Origin of the sequence: Dichotomicrobium thermohalophilum (assembly GCF_003550175.1) — a bacterium.
GTDB lineage: Bacteria > Pseudomonadota > Alphaproteobacteria > Rhizobiales > Rhodomicrobiaceae > Dichotomicrobium > Dichotomicrobium thermohalophilum.
This window is the reverse complement of sequence record NZ_QXDF01000001.1, coordinates 322342-337976: the sequence shown is the minus strand read 5'-3', so window position 1 is coordinate 337976 and position 15635 is coordinate 322342. Positions and strand designations below refer to the sequence as shown.

Genomic DNA, 15635 nt, shown 5'->3' with positions numbered 1-15635 from the left:
GCTTGGACTCGTTCCGATTGAAAACGCGCTTTCTGGCTCAATTTGAAAGGTCGTGGTAACGTTCGCGCGCTGTTCGACCCCGTTCTGGGGAGACACGAAGGGAGGTGAAAGCATGAGGACACGTTTCTTTCAGGCGCTTGCTGCGGCGGCCTTCGGCGTTGCGCTGGCGGCACCGGCGCAGGCCGAATCGCTGAAGATCGGCGCGCTGATGCCGATGACGGGCGATCTGCAGGCCTACGGCGAGGCAGACGTTACCGGCGTCCAGTTCGCCGTCAAGCAGATCAACGCAGCCGGCGGAGTGAACGGCGAGGAGGTCGAAATCGTCATCGCCGACACGCAGACGAAGCCGCAGGCCGGCGTCGATGCGGCGCAGAAGCTGATCAACGTTGACGGTGTTCACGCCATCGTTGGCGCGCTTTCCTCGGGCGTGACAATCCCGGTCGCCAAGACCGTCACCAGCCGCGAGGGCGTTCCGCAGATTTCCAACGCGTCTACGTCGCCCACGATCACCAAACTGCAGGACAACGACTTCCTGTTCCGCTCCGTGCCGTCGGACGCCTATCAGGGCGTCGAGCTGGCTAAGCTGGTGCAGGAAAAGGGTTTTTCGAACGTTAGCATCCTGTATGTGAACAACGACTACGGACAGGGCCTTGCCGATGCCTTTGCCGAGGCGTTTGAGGGCGAAGTTTCCGCGTCCATCGCATTCGAGCAGGGGCAGGCGTCCTATCGCGGCGAGTTGCAGCAGGCGGCCGGCGGCGGCGCCGAGGCGCTGGTGCTGATCGGTTATCCGGAAAGCGGCAGCGTGATACTCCGCCAGTCACTTGAAGGCGGCTATCTCGACAAGTTCATTTTCACCGACGGCATGAAGGCGCCGGAGATCATCGAGCGGGTCGGCGCGCAGTTCCTGAACGGCGCATTCGGTACGGTCCCGCAGGCGAAGGATACCGAGGGCCTGCGCGTCTTCCGGGAAGCCTACACTGCGGAATATGGCGATCTGCCGCCGAAGCCGTACTACGACACCGCCTATGATGCGGCAATGGTCATCGCGCTGGCAGCGCAGAAGGCCGGTTCGAGCGACCCGGAAGCGATCCGCGACAATCTGCGCGACGTCGCCAACGCGCCGGGCGAGACGATCCTGCCGGGCGAGTGGCAGAAGGCCGTGAAACTTCTGGCTGACGGCCAGGACATCAACTACGAAGGCGCCTCAGGCTCCGTCGACTTCGACAAGAACGGCGACGTGCCGGGCACAATCGGCCACTGGGAAATCCAGGATGGCAAGATCGTGGATGTTCGCGTCCTCAACTAAGCCTTTGCGGGCGGGGTGATCGCACCCCGCCCCTCACCGGCCCAACAGGAAGCCCGCCCCGATCCCGGTCGGCGCCAGCACCGCCGCCGCCCAGATAAAGGCCGAGGCCACGCTGGCCAGCGCAAAAGGCAAAAGCGGCATCCGGCAAATCCCGGCGACCAGCGGCGTGAACGAGCGCAGCGGCCCCATGAACCGCGCCAGAAACAGGCTTGCCCAGCCCCATTGCGCAAAGAACAGTCGCCCGCGCGCGATCGTCCTGCGGTTCTGGTAAAACGGCCAACGATGATGCAGGCGGCGGTAGGTGACCCGGCCAAGCCCGTAAGAGACCCAGTCACCCAGAGCTGCGCCAAGGCCGGCGGCAATCCATAGCGTGGCGATGCCGACGCCGCTTGCACCAAGCAGGGTCGAGGAAGCCAGCAGGATGATCGTGCTCGGCACGAAAAGCGAGACGACGATCACTGACTCGGCCATGCAGATCAGAAAGGCGATCGGCAGCAGATAACTCTCGTGATCGCGTACGAAAACGAGCACGGCCTCCCAGATGCCGGACAATGGCATTTCTCCCCGAAACCGGATTCGCCGACACTATGACCGGAAGCCGTGTATCTTGTATGACGGCGGCGCCGCGCTCACCAGCTTTCACTGCCTGGCGCGCCCTTGATTGGCCCGACAATGTCCGCCGTGACCCAGCCGCCGTAATAGCCGCCGGGCTGGCTGCCCGCGCGCTCCTCACCGACAAAACAAGCCAGCTCCTGCGGATAGAAGGCATACCAGCCGAGCAGCTCGCGAAATTCTGGATAGGCCTGCGTCAACACCCAGCCCGCGGGATCGACGCCGTCGGCGGCAAGCTCCTTCGAGATGCCTTTCCACTCGCAGTGATAGCTGCGGCCGGTATGACACAGCCGTTCAGTCGTCACGTCCTCCGGGGGAAAGTACAACGTCGGTGCCCCCGCCGTCTCCAGCACGCGCATCCCGCGCGTCGTGCGCGCCAGCTCCTTTTCGCCCAGCATGACGCGCAGAGGCTTGTCCGTCGGCTCGATTCGCGGCGGACGCGGATAATCCCACACTGATTCCTGATCCGCCCCCGGTTCCTCGGCGAAGGGCGGACGCGCGCTCCCGTCATAACGCCAGTGCTGGCGCGCGCGCTGAACCATTGTGCTCGGCTGAATGATCGTCATGGCCCCCTCATTCGGGTAGCGGGATGAATTCCTCGGCATCGCCCGGCGGCAGCTGAAAGCGCCCATGCGCCCAGTCGCCCTCGGCCCAGGCGCGCTTCGCGTGCTCGATCTTTTCTCGGGACGACGCGACAAAATTCCACCAGATGTAGCGCGGCCCGTTCAGCGTCTCTCCGCCCAGCAAAATCAGCCGCGCTCCCTGCGGTCCGGCCTTTACGCTGATCCGGTCGCCGGGGCGGAACACCATCATGCGCCCGTTTTCGAAGGTATCACCGCCGACCTCGATGGAGCCTTCAACGACATAGACGCCGCGGTCCTCGTGGTTGTCTGGCAGCGGCAGCAGCACGCCGGAATCGAGCGCCGCGTCGGCGTAGAACATCTCCGAAAACGTCTTGACCGGCGCGCGCTTGCCATAGGCCGCGCCGATGATGAGCCGGACCTTCTTCCCCTCGGCATCGAAATAGGGCAGCACCTCCTTGCCGTGATGCTCAAAGACCGCGCCGGTCTCTTCATAATCTTCCGGCAGCGCCACCCAGGTCTGGATGCCGAACAGCTTGTGCGGTTGCGCGCGCGTTTCGTCACTGGTGCGCTCGGAATGTGTCACGCCGTGCCCGGCAATCATCCAGTTGACCTCGCCCGGGTAGATCATCTGATCCGTACCGAGCGAGTCGCGATGCTGGAACTCGCCGCGATAGAGATAGGTCACCGTCGCCAGCCCGATATGCGGATGCGGGCGCACATCGATGCCGTTGCCAGTCAGGAAATCGGCCGGACCCATGTGGTCAAAGAAGATGAACGGCCCGACCATTTGCCGCTTTGGCGACGGCAGCGCGCGGCGTACCTCGAACCCGCCGAGATCGCGCGAGCGCGGGACAATGACGGTTTCAATGCGTTCGAGATCGTCGGCCGATGGGCAGACAGGCTCTAGGGCGGGGTTCCAGCTCATGAGGGGCTCCGGTAAGGCTGCCAAACCCCGTATTCTAGCAGCCATCGCGCCGTCGGTCTGCCATTCTCGACTTGTTTTATGGGTTATTCGGCCTGCCTCTGGACGACGCGCACGCCCTCGCTGAGCCGGTCGCTGGGATAGAGAATGACCTCGTCCCCCTCGGACAGCCCGTCGGTCACTTGCGCCCAGTCGAAATTGCGGGCACCGAGTTCAATCCGCCGGAGTCTCGCGCGGTCGTCCTCACGCACGAACACCGCCCAGTCCTCGCCACGGCGGAACAGCGCGCTGACAGGCACGCGCAGCACGTCGGTCTGCTCGTTCACCACGATGCGCACGATCACACGGTAATCGTGGCCGAGCTGAGCCCATTTCTCCGGCGGGTCGGCAATATCAAGCCACACCTTCACGCGCTGCTCCTCGATGCCGAGCGCGGAGATTTCCTCGAAGCCCGAGCGGTCGACGCGCCGCACCGTTGCCTCCAGCGGCGGTCCACCCCACTCCGTGATGATCGCGCGCGCGCCAACGCGGACCTGCACGGCATCGCGCGACAGCAACTCCGCAACGATCTCCAGATCACGCGGATCGCCGATGTCCAGAAGCGGTGCGCCAGCCTGCACGACGGTCTCGCTCTCCTTATGGATTTCGAGGACCACGCCGCTCTCCGGCGCCGGCACGCTCAGGCAGCAGCGCCCCTTGCCGCCCGAATACACAGCCGGCGGGTCCAATAGCGCCGCCTTGGCCTGCTCCAGCTCCTTCTCCCGCAGATTGACCTCGGCCTCGGCGCTGCGCACCTCCGCGAGACGCGCCTTCGCCTCCATTCGCGTCTCGTCGACAGTGCGCTGGGTGACCGTGCGGCCAACTTCCAGATTCTCGACCCGTTCTAGCTGGGTAGTCCAGTACTCGGCCATACTCTTGGCGCGCTCGAGCTTTGCCTCCGCGAGCCGCAACTGGGCCTGGGCGGCCTTTACCGCGGCCTCGCGCATCTGCACCGTGCGGTCGTCGAGAAAGCCGGAGACGGTCGGGAGGACTGACGCCACGATCGTTTCGCCCTTCTGGACCTCGTCGCCGACCTCGACAGGAGAGCGCTGCACCGTCCCGGCCACAGGAGAAGAAACGCGATAAACCTCGCGCACCTGCGAAATTCCCTCGTCCTCGACGGTGACGATAACATCGCCGCGCCTGATCTTCGCCGTATCGACCGGCACTGCATCGGGCCAGAACCCATAGGCGATCAGCGCAGCCGCGCCGGCCGCGAGCACCGCCCAGGCGATGCGTTTGCGCCAAACCCGCCCCATCTCACGCCCTCGTCTTCAGCACCGCGATAAGGTCCATCCGCGCGATCCGCCAGCGCATGATCACCGCCGACGCCAGCGTCGACACGATCGCCACGAGCGCCGCCTTCGCGTACGTGTCCCGATCGACAATCAGCGGGACGCGGTAAAGCTCCGTCTCCATGCCGGCGGCGACCATGCCGGCGAGAATATAACCGGCGATCCAGCCAATGGGTAACGCGATCAACAGCAACACGATGATCTCGCCGAACAGGATCAGCATCACCTCTCCCTGGGTGAAGCCCAGAATGCGAAGGCTTGCCAACTCCCGCCCACGCTCGGAGAGCTGGATGCGCACGCTGTTGTAGACCACCCCAAAGGCAATAGTGGCCGACAGCGCGATGAACATCGCGGTCATGGTGTTGATGTTTTCGGCCAGCGTGTCGCGGAATGACTGCCGCGATTTGTTGAGCAGGGCGATCGAAGACACCGCCGGCGTCTCCTTCACGGCGTTGTAGAGCGCCGGCAACTTGGTCTCGTCGACCTTGAGGTGCGCGCCGGAAACCACCCGCCCGTCGCCCATCAGGTCGTTCAGCAGGTCGAGGTCCATATGCGCGGTAAGCCCGAGATAGGCCTGGCTAATGCCCGTGACCGGCAGCAGGACCTCGCGCTGCCGGCCCGTCTTGAACTCGACACGCACCATCTCCCCGCGCCGCACATCGAGGATATCTGCGAGCATCTCCGACAGCACAATGCCGATGTCGGGCACCTTCATCGGCCGGAAATCGGGATCGAGAAGCTGGGTCAACTCCGTGCGCGGCGGCAGGCCGGTCACGCCCACCCGCTCCTCCTTCAAACCCTTGCGCAACGTCACCGGCACGGTGCGGTACGCCTCCGCCCGCATGACCCCGGGGAGGTTGGCGACGTCATGGCGCACGCGGTCATTCTTGATCTCATTGAAGTTGAGCGAGATGTCCTGGCGGCTTGTCTGGGAAAAGGTCACGTCGATGACGTAGTTGACCGAGTCCATCCCGAAGAATGAGACGATCAGCAGCGCCACCGATGCGGCAATGCCGGTCGTGGTGAGGATGCTGCGCACCGGAAAGCGGATGATATGCCGGCCGATCATCAGAGTAGACTGGCGCACATACCGCGTGAGGCCACTGCGACTTAGCCAGGTCTTGGCGTAGCGGGTTGGCGGCGGCGGCTGCATGGCCACCGCTGGCGGCAGGCGCACCACGCTGCGCACCGCCTGAAGCGTGCCGAGGAAAGCTGCGGCGAAGCTGACAGCTGCCGCAATGAGGTAGATATTGGTGGGCAGCAGAAACACGAGAAACGGGAAGTTGAAAAACTCCGTGTAGAGCTGCGTCAGCTCGTGCCCGAGCCATGTCCCTGCCGTGAAGCCGATCGCCACGCCCAGCACTGTCACCAGGCTTACGAACTTGAGGTAATAAAAACCGACCTCACGGGAAGGATATCCGAGTGCCTTCAACAGCCCGATCTGCTCGCGCTCAAGGGTGATGAGCCGCGACAGTGTCATGTTGAGCAGAAAGGCCGACACGGCGAGGAAGATCGGCGGGATGATATACGCCATAGCGCCGAGCTGCTGCAGTTCGGCGTCGATGAAAGCATGGGAGAGCTGGTCATCGCGTGTATAGCTGTCCTGCCCGCCGTATGGCTCCAGGAGCCGGTCAACCCGGTCCATGACCGCCTCCGGCTCCGCGCCGCTCATCAGCTTGACGCTGACATCGTTGAAGGCGCCTTCCAGGTCCATCGCCGCAGCGGCAGCATCGTAGCGCATCCAGAGCACGCCGGTGCGCCGATCGTCCGGTACGATGTCGCCTGGCCCGATGGTGTAGATGAACTCCGGCGAGAGAACCACGCCGACGATGATTAACTCCCGTTTACGACCATTAATGATCGCGCTGAGCCGGTCGCCGGCCCGGAAACCGTGAGCGTCTGCGAAAGATTCGTTGACGGCGATCTCGCGTGTCGAAAGCGGCTCGGGCAGGCGGCCCTCGCGGATATGCACGCGGTTGAGCGCCGGGTGCCCCGTTTCGGGGATCGAGATCAGCTTGCCCGTCGCCGGCTCGGGCATGCCCTGGATATCCAGCAGCACCGATGAAACCGCGCGAGTCTCGACATCCGCGACGCCCGGAATTCGGGCAATTTCGTCTTCGACGTACTGGGGGGCGCGCTTGGCGGTGGCGAAGATGTCGGCAAAGCGATAGCGCTCGTAGTAGGCGCGGCGTGTTTCCTCCAGCGAGCCATAGGCGCCAAGCGCGAGGATCAGCGTGGCGACGCCCGAGGCGATCACCATCGCGATCGCCAGCACCTGCCCGCGCGCGTGCCACAGATCGCGCAGCAGCTTGCGGTTCAGAGGCGAGAGTGAGAGGAAGGTGCCGCGCATCGCCTCACCACCTCAGCTCGGACGGCTCGATCTTCTCCCCGATCTGCTCGATCTCCTGAACCTGGCCGTCGCGGAAATGGATGACGCGGTCGGCAATCTTGCGGATGGCGACGTTATGGGTGATGAGCGCGGTCGTGGTGCCAAGCTTCTCGTTCACATCGACCAACGCTTGAATGACGACGATGCCGGTTTTCGAGTCGAGTGCGCCGGTCGGTTCGTCGCACAGCAACACGCGCGGGCGCTTGGCGATGGCGCGGGCGATGGCGACGCGCTGCTGTTCGCCGCCCGACAGCTCGGAGGGGAAGTGATCCATCCGCTCCTTCAGATTGACGATGCCCAGCGCCTCTTCCGGGGACATTGGATTCTCCGCGATCTCGGTGACGAGCGCGACGTTCTCCAGCGCCGTGAGGCTCGGGATCAGGTTGTAGAACTGAAATACAAAGCCGACGCTTTCGCGCCGGTAAGCCGTCAGGCCCGCCTCGTCCAACTCGTTCAGTTGTTGGTCCTCGAATGACACGTAGCCAGAGGTCGGCTTGTCCAAGCCGCCGATGATATTGAGAAACGTGGACTTGCCGGAGCCGGACGGGCCCAGCAGCACACTTATCTGCCCCGCATAAAGCTCCAGCGTCACGCCGCGCAGCGCGTGCACCTCGCTGGGTCCACTGCCGTAGACCTTTGTCACGTCATGAACGTCGAAGACGACGTGGCGCGTTTCGGTTTCAGTGGCCATCATGAGCGGATGCTGCGGCGATACGGATGACAAGCATCCGTTTATGATAGGGCCGCAAGGACGTCATTGATAGCGCGCAAAAGGGCTCAGTAGAGCACTTCGGCAACAACGGCCATGCAATCCCCCGCCTTGACGAGGCCCTGGAAATGCCGTGCGGCCAGGATGCCATCGCGCTTCGCTGCATAGCTGACAGGTGGCACGCCGGTACGGTCGGTCGGCCAGACCCGCGCGACCTCCTCGCCCTGGCGGACATAGTCGCCAAGGTCGGCGGTCGGCTCGATCAGCCCGTCATGCTCGGCGAAGACGAAGCAATCGCTGTCCGGCATGTCCATCTCGATGCTCGGCGCCATCTCCGGCGTGCCCTTGAGGATGCCGGCGTGGATCAGCAGGTTGCGCGCGCCCTTTCTTGCGATGCGGATCAGCCGTGCGGTCGCGGTGCCGCCACCCCCCAACTCCGTGGTGACGAACACCTTGCCCTGCGATTCGACGTCTGTGTCGTACATCCCGGCGCTGTCGATCTCCAGAAGCCGCATGCTGTAGGGCGCATTGAACGCGCGCATCGCGGCCATGCAGGCGGCCTCCTGCGCCTTGTCCTCCAGGATATGCGCCGCGGCAAACGGGATGAAGTCGAGCGTCTTGCCGCCGGAATGGAAGTCGAGCACGACATCTGCCATGGGCACCAGCGTGCTGTGGAAGTAGTGCGCGATCTTCTCCGTCACGGTTCCATCCGGCCGGCCGGGGAAGCTGCGGTTCAGGTTGCCACCGTCGATCGGCGAGGTGCGGGTGCCTGCGCGGAAGGCGGGGGTGTTGAAGGCCGGCACGATGATGACGCGGCCCGTGATGCTGGCCGGATCGAGCGTCGCGGCCAGGTTCTGCAGCGCGACCGGTCCTTCGTATTCGTCACCGTGATTGCCACCGGTGAACAGCGCGGTCGGCCTGTCGCCGTTTCGGATCACGCTGATCGGGATCATCACCGAACCCCAGGCAGAGTCGTCCCGGCTGTAGGGCAGGCGCAGGAAGCCGTGATGCGCGCCGTCCTCATCGAACGGGATCGTCGGGGTGATGGGGTTTCGCTTGGACTGCATCATGTGTTCCTTCGTCATTGCCGGGCTTGACCCGGCAATCCAGCCAAGCGACGCGAGAGCTTGAGGTAATTGATGCCCCTGTTCCCCGGATCACCTGTCCGGGGACAGGCAAGTACGGGCATGACGTTGATCGGGGGTGTGGGATTGCGCGGCGGCATGTCTATGACTTCACGAACATTCGGCGGGGGGTCTCCGTAAAGCACTCCACGCCGTCCTCGGTGATCAGGATCGGCTCGGTGATTTCCAGCCCGCCGTCATCGAGCCACAGCGCCGGCATCAGGTGGAAGGTCATGCCAGGTTCCAGAACGGTCTCGTCCCCCCTGCGGAAGGACATCGTACGCTCGCCCCAGTCCGGCGGATAGGAGAGGCCGATCGGATAGCCGCACCGGCTCTCCTTTACGAAGCCGAAGCGGTTGAGCGTTTCGTTGAACGCGATGGCGACATCCTCGCAGCGGTTGCCGGGCTTCGCAACCTCCAGCGCGGCCTCGATGCCCGACAGCACGGCGATCTCCGCGTCGCGGTATTTCTGCGGCGGCTCGCCAAGAAATAGCGTGCGTGACTGCGGGCAGTGATAGCGGCGATGCACCCCGGCGATCTCGAAGAAGGTCGTCTCGCCTTCGCGCATGGGCGTGTCGTCCCAGGTCAGATGCGCAGCCGTCGCATCCAGCCCTGATGGGACGATCGGCACGATGGCCGGATAGTCGCCCCAATGGCCATCCGCACCGCTGATCGCTGCATGGTAGATGTCCGCCACCAGCTCATTCTTCGGCAGTCCCGGCTCGGCGCGCTCAAAAATGACCTCGTGCATCTGCTCGACGATACGCGCGGCGCGGCGCATGTATTCGATCTCGACCGCACTTTTGACCGCGCGCTGCCAGTTCACCAGAGCGGTTGCATCGCGGAATGTTGCATCGGGCAGATGCTTGACCAGCGTGAGGTAGGCGGCGGCAGAGAAATAGTAGTTCTCCATCTCCACGCCGATGACGGCCTGACCCCAGCCAAGCTCGTGAATCAGCGCGGCCAGCGCCTCCATCGCGTGCTTTTCCGGGTTCTGCACGTAGGTGTCGTCATAGCCGACGATGTTTTCGGGACTCATTGTCACCGTGCGTAGAGCGCCGGGCAAATCCATGCTACGACCCCACCAGACCGGCTCGCCCTCCATGCCGAGCAGCACGCACTGGTGGGTGTAGAACGACCACCCGTCATAGCCTGTAAGCCAGGCCATGTTGGACGGGTCGGAGACGACGAGCACCTCAATCTGGCGCGCCTGCATGGCGGCACGGGTCTTTGCAACGCGGGCCGCGTATTCTGCGCGCGAAAAAGGAAGCACGGGTTCGGTCATTGTCATCGGATCCGGCTGGCCCTCACGATGCGGGCGATGCGGCGGGTTGCGAAACGCCGCTGATCCGGCGTTAAATGCCGCTTTATCAAAACCGGCGGCCCCGGGAAAGAAGGAACGGCACATGCTCAAGAACGACCAACTCGACCAGTGGGACCGGGATTATTTCTTTCATCCCTCGACGCACCTGGCGCAGCACGCGCGCGGCGACAGCCCGAACCGGATCGTAAGCAGCGGCTCCGGCGTCTATATCGAGGACCGCGACGGCAACAAGCTGCTGGACGCCTTCGCAGGGCTCTATTGCGTGAACGTCGGCTATGGCCGTCAGGAAATTGCCGACGCCATGGCGCAGCAGGCCCGGGACCTGGCCTTTTATCACGCCTATGTCGGCCACGGGACCGAGGCGTCGATCACGCTGGCGAAGATGATCCTCGATCGTGCGCCGAAGAACATGTCGAAGGTCTATTTCGGACTGGGCGGCTCGGACGCGAACGAGACCAACGTCAAGCTGGTCTGGTACTACAACAACGTTCTCGGCCGCCCGGACAAGAAGAAGATCATCTCCCGCTGGCGCGGCTATCACGGCTCCGGCCTGATGACCGGCTCGCTGACCGGGCTGGAGATGTTTCACAAGAAGTTCGACCTCCCGCTCGACCGGGTCATTCATACCGAGGCGCCCTACTACCTGCGCCGGCCCGATCCGGACATGAGCGAAGCGGCCTTTAGCGAATACTGCGCGCAAAAGCTGGAAGAACTCATCCAGGCCGAGGGCCCGGACACCATCGCCGCGTTCATCGGCGAACCGATGCTCGGAACGGGCGGGATCGTGCCGCCACCCGAGGGCTATTGGGAGGCGATCCAGCCCATCCTGAAGAAATACGACATCCTTCTGATCGCAGACGAAGTCGTGACGGCGTTTGGCAGGCTCGGCTCCATGTTCGGATCGGAGCATTACGGCCTGGAGCCGGATATCATCGCCATCGCCAAGGGGCTGACCTCGGCTTACGCACCGCTTTCCGGCTCCATCGTCTCGCAGAAGGTCTGGGACGTGCTGGAGCGTGGAACCGACGAATTCGGGCCATTCGGCCACGGGTGGACCTATTCGGCCCATCCGGTCTGCGCGGCGGCGGGCGTCGCCAATCTGGAGCTGATCGACCGGATGGCGCTCGTCCCCAACGCGCGCGAAGTCGGCGCCTATTTCAACGCGCAACTGAAAGAGGCGCTGGCCGATCACCCCAATGTCGGCGAGGTGCGCGGCGAAGGACTGCTCGCGGCCGTCGAGTTCGTTGAGGACAAGGCGTCCCGCACGTTCTTCGATCCCTCCAAAAAGGTCGGACCGGCGGTCACCAGCGCGCTCGCCCGGCACGGCGTCGTCGCGCGGGCCATGCCGCAGGGCGACATTCTCGGCTTCGCCCCGCCGCTGTGCATCACGCATGCGGAGGTCGACGAAGTTGTCACGGCCACCAAGCGGGCCGTCGAGGAAACGCTGCCGCGTATCTGAGCGCGGCAGCGTTCCAACTTTGACGGGCGCGAGGCAGATCGTCTCGCGCCTAAGACGAAAGCCTTATTTTTGATTTATTTCTATACAACGCCTCGGTGTTTCAAAGCTGGAATGCAATGAGAACCGGCATCCCGGCCGCCGCAGAATATCGCCTTGGAAAAAGAAAAATTTTCTGGGAGGGGCGTCCGTGGTTCAGGTCATCCGTACGCGGCACCAAGGTGTCCCGGACATCATTCATATCCGTCCGAAGGAGTTGCGGAAGGTCACTTTTGCGTCCTCTATCGGCACGGTTTTTGAATGGTATGACTTCTTTCTGTACGCGACCCTCGCCCCGTTTTTCGCGTTCCTGTTTTTCCCGCCGGGCAACGAGACCGCGGCCCTACTGGCGGCTTTCGCGACTTATGCGGCGGGCTTCATCGTCCGGCCCTTTGGCGCGATCCTGTTCGGCCGGTTCGGCGACACGGTCGGCCGGAAATATGTGTTTCTCGTCACGATCCTGCTCATGGGCGGGGCAACATTCGCGGTTGGGCTGCTACCCACCTTCGAGCAGGTCGGCTGGCTCGCCCCGGCGCTGCTTGTCACGCTGCGCATCACACAGGGCCTCGCGCTCGGCGGCGAATACGGGGGCGCGGCTACCTATGTCGCGGAGCACACTGTCAGCGAGCATCGCGGCTACGTCACCAGCCTCATCCAGACAACGGCGAGCGGCGGCTTCCTGCTGTCGCTGATCGTCATTCTGCTGTGCCGGCTGGCCATCAGCGAGGAGGATTTCGCACAATGGGGCTGGCGGATTCCGTTCCTGCTTTCGCTGGTGCTGCTGATCCTGTCGATCTACATTCGACTAAGCCTGAGCGAATCCCCGCTGTTTCAATACATCAAGTCGCGGGGGCAGGCCTCCAAGCGTCCGCTGTTCGACGCCTTCTTTCGCTATCCGAACAACAAGAACGCGCTGCTAGCCCTGCTCGGCGCGGCGGCGGGCCAGGGCGTCATCTGGTACACGGGCCAATTCTATGCCCTGTTCTTCCTGCAGATCACGATGAAGGTCGATTACCTGATCGCCTACGGCATCATGATCTCGGCCCTTTTGATCAGCGTGCCGCTGTTTCTTTTCTTCGGCTGGCTGTCGGACCGGATCGGGCGCAAACAGGTGATCCTCGCCGGCTGCCTGCTGGCGGCCATGACGTATTTTCCCCTGTTCCAGATGCTGGCTCAGGCGGTGAACCCCGACCTCGTCGCCTTTCAGGAGCGCACCGAGGTGACGCTGCGCGCGAACCCGGATAACTGCCAGCTGCATGTCTTCGTCGGGCCGTGGTCGAACTTCACCGACTGCGATCAGGCGCGCGACTTCCTGACCGATCGCGGCGTGTCCTTCAACATCGTGAATGTGGGCCCCGAAGCCGCGCAAACGATCACGGTGGCCGGCGGCGAGCCGATCCCGATAGAGAACTGGCAGCGCGGCACAAACGGTGAGGCCGTGCTGTCGGCGCTGAGGGAGGCCGGCTTCCCGGAGCGTGCTGACCCGCGCGACATCAACCTGCCGCTTGCGGTATTCATCATCGTCGTGATGATCGGCTACGTGGCAATGGTCTACGCCCCGATCGCCGCGTTGCTGGTCGAGATGTTCCCGACCCAGATCCGTTACACCTCGGTTTCGCTGCCCTATCACATCGGCAACGGCTGGTTCGGCGGCATGCTGCCGCTCATCAGCACAGCGGCGGTCGCGGCGACGGGTAACATCTACTACGGTCTGTGGTACCCGATCATCATTGCCGTTATGAGCATTGTCATAGGCGGCCTGTTCCTGCGCGACACGCGCGGCCGCGAACTGACGGAGACGTCTTAAGCCGATGCAGACACCGCCGTTGTGGCCGGAACGCATCGTTCGGGAAGGACGGCATGGCTGAATTTCACGCCTGGGCGGCCACAGGAACGATCCAGAACCTCAAATCCTGGATGGAGGCGTTTGGCAACTCGTCCGAACAGCCGATTGCGCCAAAGGGCCGGGTCGTCGTCGCCGAACGGGTGGTCGAGCATCTGGAATTCACGCTGCAGCAGCCAGACGGCCCAGACATGGAGGTCAGTCTGAGCAACGCGGGTATCCCGCTGGATAACGGCCAGAAGGTCACAGTCGTCTGGGCTGCGCCTGAGGACAAGCCGCAGGAGAAAACGTACTGCATCGCCCTCGTGAACCAGACTACCGGCGCCGTCGCGCGGCTGTCGCACAACCTCCCGCGCCTGCGGGGCGAGCCGGGCCTGAAAAATGCGCTCGGATTCGGGTTGCTGTCGACGGTGCCGGCGCTGTTCGCCGCTCTGGCGTGGCAAGTCGCGCCGCTCGGATCGCTGCCTCTCGAACGCGGGACCATGTTCATGTTCACCGCGATTGGCGCGGTGCTGCTGTTCGGCCTGGGGGCGCTGATCTCCCGCTGGATGATGGACATGCGCGCACAGGACGACGACCGGAAGATCTGGTCTGCAGCGAGCGAGGCGCTGGAAGCCGCCGGCGCGGGCCGGCATGACCTCGCGGGAACACCGTAGGGCTCAGGTCTCGACCCGATCGAGGATCGTGAAGGTGAAGGCGTAATCATCGCGCGCGCCGGCGCCATAATGCTCGCTCAGCGTCGTTCGCCACTCCTCTGGCGGCAGGGCGGGGAAATAGGTATCGCCGGTTAGATGCGCGTGCACCCGCGTGAGATAAATACGCGATGTATGCGGCAGGAACGCCTCGAAGATATCCGCCCCGCCGATCACCATGATCTCGCTGGCGCCGCGCGCCCGCGCGAAGCCGCGCGCCAGCCACAGCGCCGCCTTCGGGGACTGGGCAACATCCACGCCTTCGGACGCAAAGGTCTTGTTGCGCGTGATCACGATGTTGTCGCGGCCCTCCAATGCTTTGCCGATTGACTGGAACGTCTTGCGCCCCATGATGAGCGGCTTGCCCATCGTCAGGCGCTTGAACAGCTTCAGGTCGGAGGACAGCCGCCACGGCAGCGCCCCCTCGCGGCCGATGACGCCGTTCTCATCCATGGCGACGATCATCGCCACTTTGGCCTCGCTCTCCGCCACTAGACTGCAACCTCCGCCTTGATGTGGGGATGAGGTTCGTAGCCGTGCAGGTGGAAGTCATCGTAGGTGAATTCGAACAGCGAGGTGACCTCCGGGTTGAGCGTCATGGTCGGCAGCGGCCGCGGCTCGCGGCTGAGCTGCTCGCGCGCCTGGTCGAGATGGTTGAGATACAAATGCGCATCGCCCAGCGTATGAATAAAATCGCCGGGGCGCAGGCCCGTCACCTGCGCCGTCATCATCGTCAGCAACGCGTAGGAGGCGATATTGAATGGCACACCCAGGAAGATGTCGCCCGAGCGCTGATAGAGCTGGCACGACAAACGGCCCTCCGCCACGTGGAACTGGAACAGGCAGTGGCACGGCGGTAACGCCATCCGGTCGAGATCCGCGGGATTCCACGCGGTCACGACATGTCGCCGCGAATGCGGGTTAGTCCTGATCTGCTCGACGACCTCTCCGATCTGGTCGATCGTCCCACCGTCCCGCGCGGGCCAGGAGCGCCACTGGTGGCCATAGATCGGGCCAAGATCGCCATTCTCGTCCGCCCACTCGTCCCAGATGCGCACCCCGTGGCGCTTCAGATAAGCGATATTGGTGTCACCCGACAGAAACCACAGCAGCTCGTGGATGATCGACTTCAGATGCAGCTTCTTGGTCGTGACCAGCGGGAAGCCATCGGCCAGATCGAAGCGCATCTGGTGGCCGAACACGCTCAGCGTGCCGACGCCGGTGCGGTCGTTCTCGATGCGGTCACCCTCTTCGAGAGCGCGGCGCATGAGGTCGTGATATTGCTTCATGACATCGAGTCT

At 63.6% G+C, this 15635-nt stretch carries 14 protein-coding genes; 4 read left to right on the top strand and 10 right to left on the bottom strand.

The window, feature by feature from the left end:
- Positions 1-112 precede the first annotated feature (112 nt).
- On the top strand, positions 113-1306 hold the full coding sequence (locus BXY53_RS01560; RefSeq protein WP_119060190.1) for an ABC transporter substrate-binding protein: 1194 nt from the start codon (positions 113-115) through the stop codon (positions 1304-1306).
- Between the two features lie 33 nt (positions 1307-1339).
- On the opposite strand, the gene BXY53_RS01555 is transcribed toward BXY53_RS01560, so the two are convergent.
- The 8 genes from BXY53_RS01555 to doeA form a co-directional block, all read right to left on the bottom strand.
- Positions 1340-1858, bottom strand: a complete 519-nt coding sequence (locus tag BXY53_RS01555; RefSeq protein ID WP_170144290.1) for a DedA family protein — start codon at positions 1856-1858, stop codon at positions 1340-1342.
- A 77-nt stretch (positions 1859-1935) separates the two neighbouring features.
- The gene (locus tag BXY53_RS01550; protein WP_245410322.1) at positions 1936-2484 is read right to left on the bottom strand and encodes a DUF427 domain-containing protein; all 549 of its coding nucleotides are present in this window, start codon (positions 2482-2484) and stop codon (positions 1936-1938) included.
- 7 nt (positions 2485-2491) lie between these two features.
- On the bottom strand, positions 2492-3427 hold the full coding sequence (locus tag BXY53_RS01545; RefSeq protein ID WP_119060188.1) for a pirin family protein: 936 nt from the start codon (positions 3425-3427) through the stop codon (positions 2492-2494).
- An 83-nt stretch (positions 3428-3510) separates the two neighbouring features.
- Positions 3511-4722: an efflux RND transporter periplasmic adaptor subunit gene (locus BXY53_RS01540; protein WP_119060187.1), complete on the bottom strand. Its 1212-nt coding sequence runs from the start codon at positions 4720-4722 to the stop codon at positions 3511-3513.
- A 1-nt stretch (position 4723) separates the two neighbouring features.
- A complete protein-coding gene (locus BXY53_RS01535) occupies positions 4724-7108 on the bottom strand; it encodes an ABC transporter permease (RefSeq protein WP_119060186.1) in 2385 nt (794 codons plus the stop codon).
- Between the two features lie 4 nt (positions 7109-7112).
- On the bottom strand, positions 7113-7838 hold the full coding sequence (locus tag BXY53_RS01530; RefSeq protein ID WP_119061699.1) for an ABC transporter ATP-binding protein: 726 nt from the start codon (positions 7836-7838) through the stop codon (positions 7113-7115).
- 86 nt (positions 7839-7924) lie between these two features.
- The gene (gene doeB / locus BXY53_RS01525; RefSeq protein WP_119061698.1) at positions 7925-8926 is read right to left on the bottom strand and encodes a N(2)-acetyl-L-2,4-diaminobutanoate deacetylase DoeB; all 1002 of its coding nucleotides are present in this window, start codon (positions 8924-8926) and stop codon (positions 7925-7927) included.
- Between the two features lie 157 nt (positions 8927-9083).
- Entirely contained in the window at positions 9084-10265 is a 1182-nt protein-coding gene (gene doeA, locus BXY53_RS01520) for an ectoine hydrolase DoeA (protein ID WP_119061697.1), read from the bottom strand.
- 121 nt (positions 10266-10386) lie between these two features.
- On the opposite strand from doeA, the gene BXY53_RS01515 reads away from it, so the two are divergent.
- The 3 genes from BXY53_RS01515 (at position 10387) to BXY53_RS01505 (ending at position 14298) form a co-directional block, all read left to right on the top strand.
- Entirely contained in the window at positions 10387-11763 is a 1377-nt protein-coding gene (locus tag BXY53_RS01515) for an aspartate aminotransferase family protein (protein ID WP_119060185.1), read from the top strand.
- A gap of 187 nt (positions 11764-11950) precedes the next feature.
- The gene (locus BXY53_RS01510) at positions 11951-13606 is read left to right on the top strand and encodes an MFS transporter (protein WP_245410321.1); all 1656 of its coding nucleotides are present in this window, start codon (positions 11951-11953) and stop codon (positions 13604-13606) included.
- 53 nt (positions 13607-13659) lie between these two features.
- Positions 13660-14298, top strand: a complete 639-nt coding sequence (locus BXY53_RS01505; RefSeq protein ID WP_119060184.1) for a hypothetical protein — start codon at positions 13660-13662, stop codon at positions 14296-14298.
- A 3-nt stretch (positions 14299-14301) separates the two neighbouring features.
- Here BXY53_RS01505 and BXY53_RS01500 read toward each other — a convergent pair whose 3' ends face one another.
- On the bottom strand, positions 14302-14799 hold the full coding sequence (locus tag BXY53_RS01500; protein ID WP_119061695.1) for a dihydrofolate reductase: 498 nt from the start codon (positions 14797-14799) through the stop codon (positions 14302-14304).
- 26 nt (positions 14800-14825) lie between these two features.
- Positions 14826-15623 carry a thymidylate synthase gene (locus BXY53_RS01495; protein WP_119060183.1) on the bottom strand — a complete coding sequence of 266 codons (798 nt, stop codon included), beginning with the start codon at positions 15621-15623 and terminating at the stop codon, positions 14826-14828.
- Positions 15624-15635: the final 12 nt, after the last annotated feature.

Excerpts from the sequence above, each read along its gene's own strand:
- BXY53_RS01560 (WP_119060190.1), top strand. The coding sequence starts at position 113 with ATGAGGACACGTTTCTTTCAGGCGCTTGCTGCGGCGGCCTTCGGCGTT.
- BXY53_RS01550 (WP_245410322.1), bottom strand. The coding sequence starts at position 2,484 with ATGACGATCATTCAGCCGAGCACAATGGTTCAGCGCGCGCGCCAGCAC.
- BXY53_RS01545 (WP_119060188.1), bottom strand. The coding sequence starts at position 3,427 with ATGAGCTGGAACCCCGCCCTAGAGCCTGTCTGCCCATCGGCCGACGAT.
- BXY53_RS01540 (WP_119060187.1), bottom strand. The coding sequence starts at position 4,722 with ATGGGGCGGGTTTGGCGCAAACGCATCGCCTGGGCGGTGCTCGCGGCC.
- BXY53_RS01535 (WP_119060186.1), bottom strand. The coding sequence starts at position 7,108 with ATGCGCGGCACCTTCCTCTCACTCTCGCCTCTGAACCGCAAGCTGCTG.
- BXY53_RS01530 (WP_119061699.1), bottom strand. The coding sequence starts at position 7,838 with ATGGCCACTGAAACCGAAACGCGCCACGTCGTCTTCGACGTTCATGAC.
- doeB (WP_119061698.1), bottom strand. The coding sequence starts at position 8,926 with ATGATGCAGTCCAAGCGAAACCCCATCACCCCGACGATCCCGTTCGAT.
- doeA (WP_119061697.1), bottom strand. The coding sequence starts at position 10,265 with ATGACCGAACCCGTGCTTCCTTTTTCGCGCGCAGAATACGCGGCCCGC.
- BXY53_RS01515 (WP_119060185.1), top strand. The coding sequence starts at position 10,387 with ATGCTCAAGAACGACCAACTCGACCAGTGGGACCGGGATTATTTCTTT.
- BXY53_RS01505 (WP_119060184.1), top strand. The coding sequence starts at position 13,660 with ATGGCTGAATTTCACGCCTGGGCGGCCACAGGAACGATCCAGAACCTC.
- BXY53_RS01500 (WP_119061695.1), bottom strand. The coding sequence starts at position 14,799 with ATGATCGTCGCCATGGATGAGAACGGCGTCATCGGCCGCGAGGGGGCG.
- BXY53_RS01495 (WP_119060183.1), bottom strand. The coding sequence starts at position 15,623 with ATGAAGCAATATCACGACCTCATGCGCCGCGCTCTCGAAGAGGGTGAC.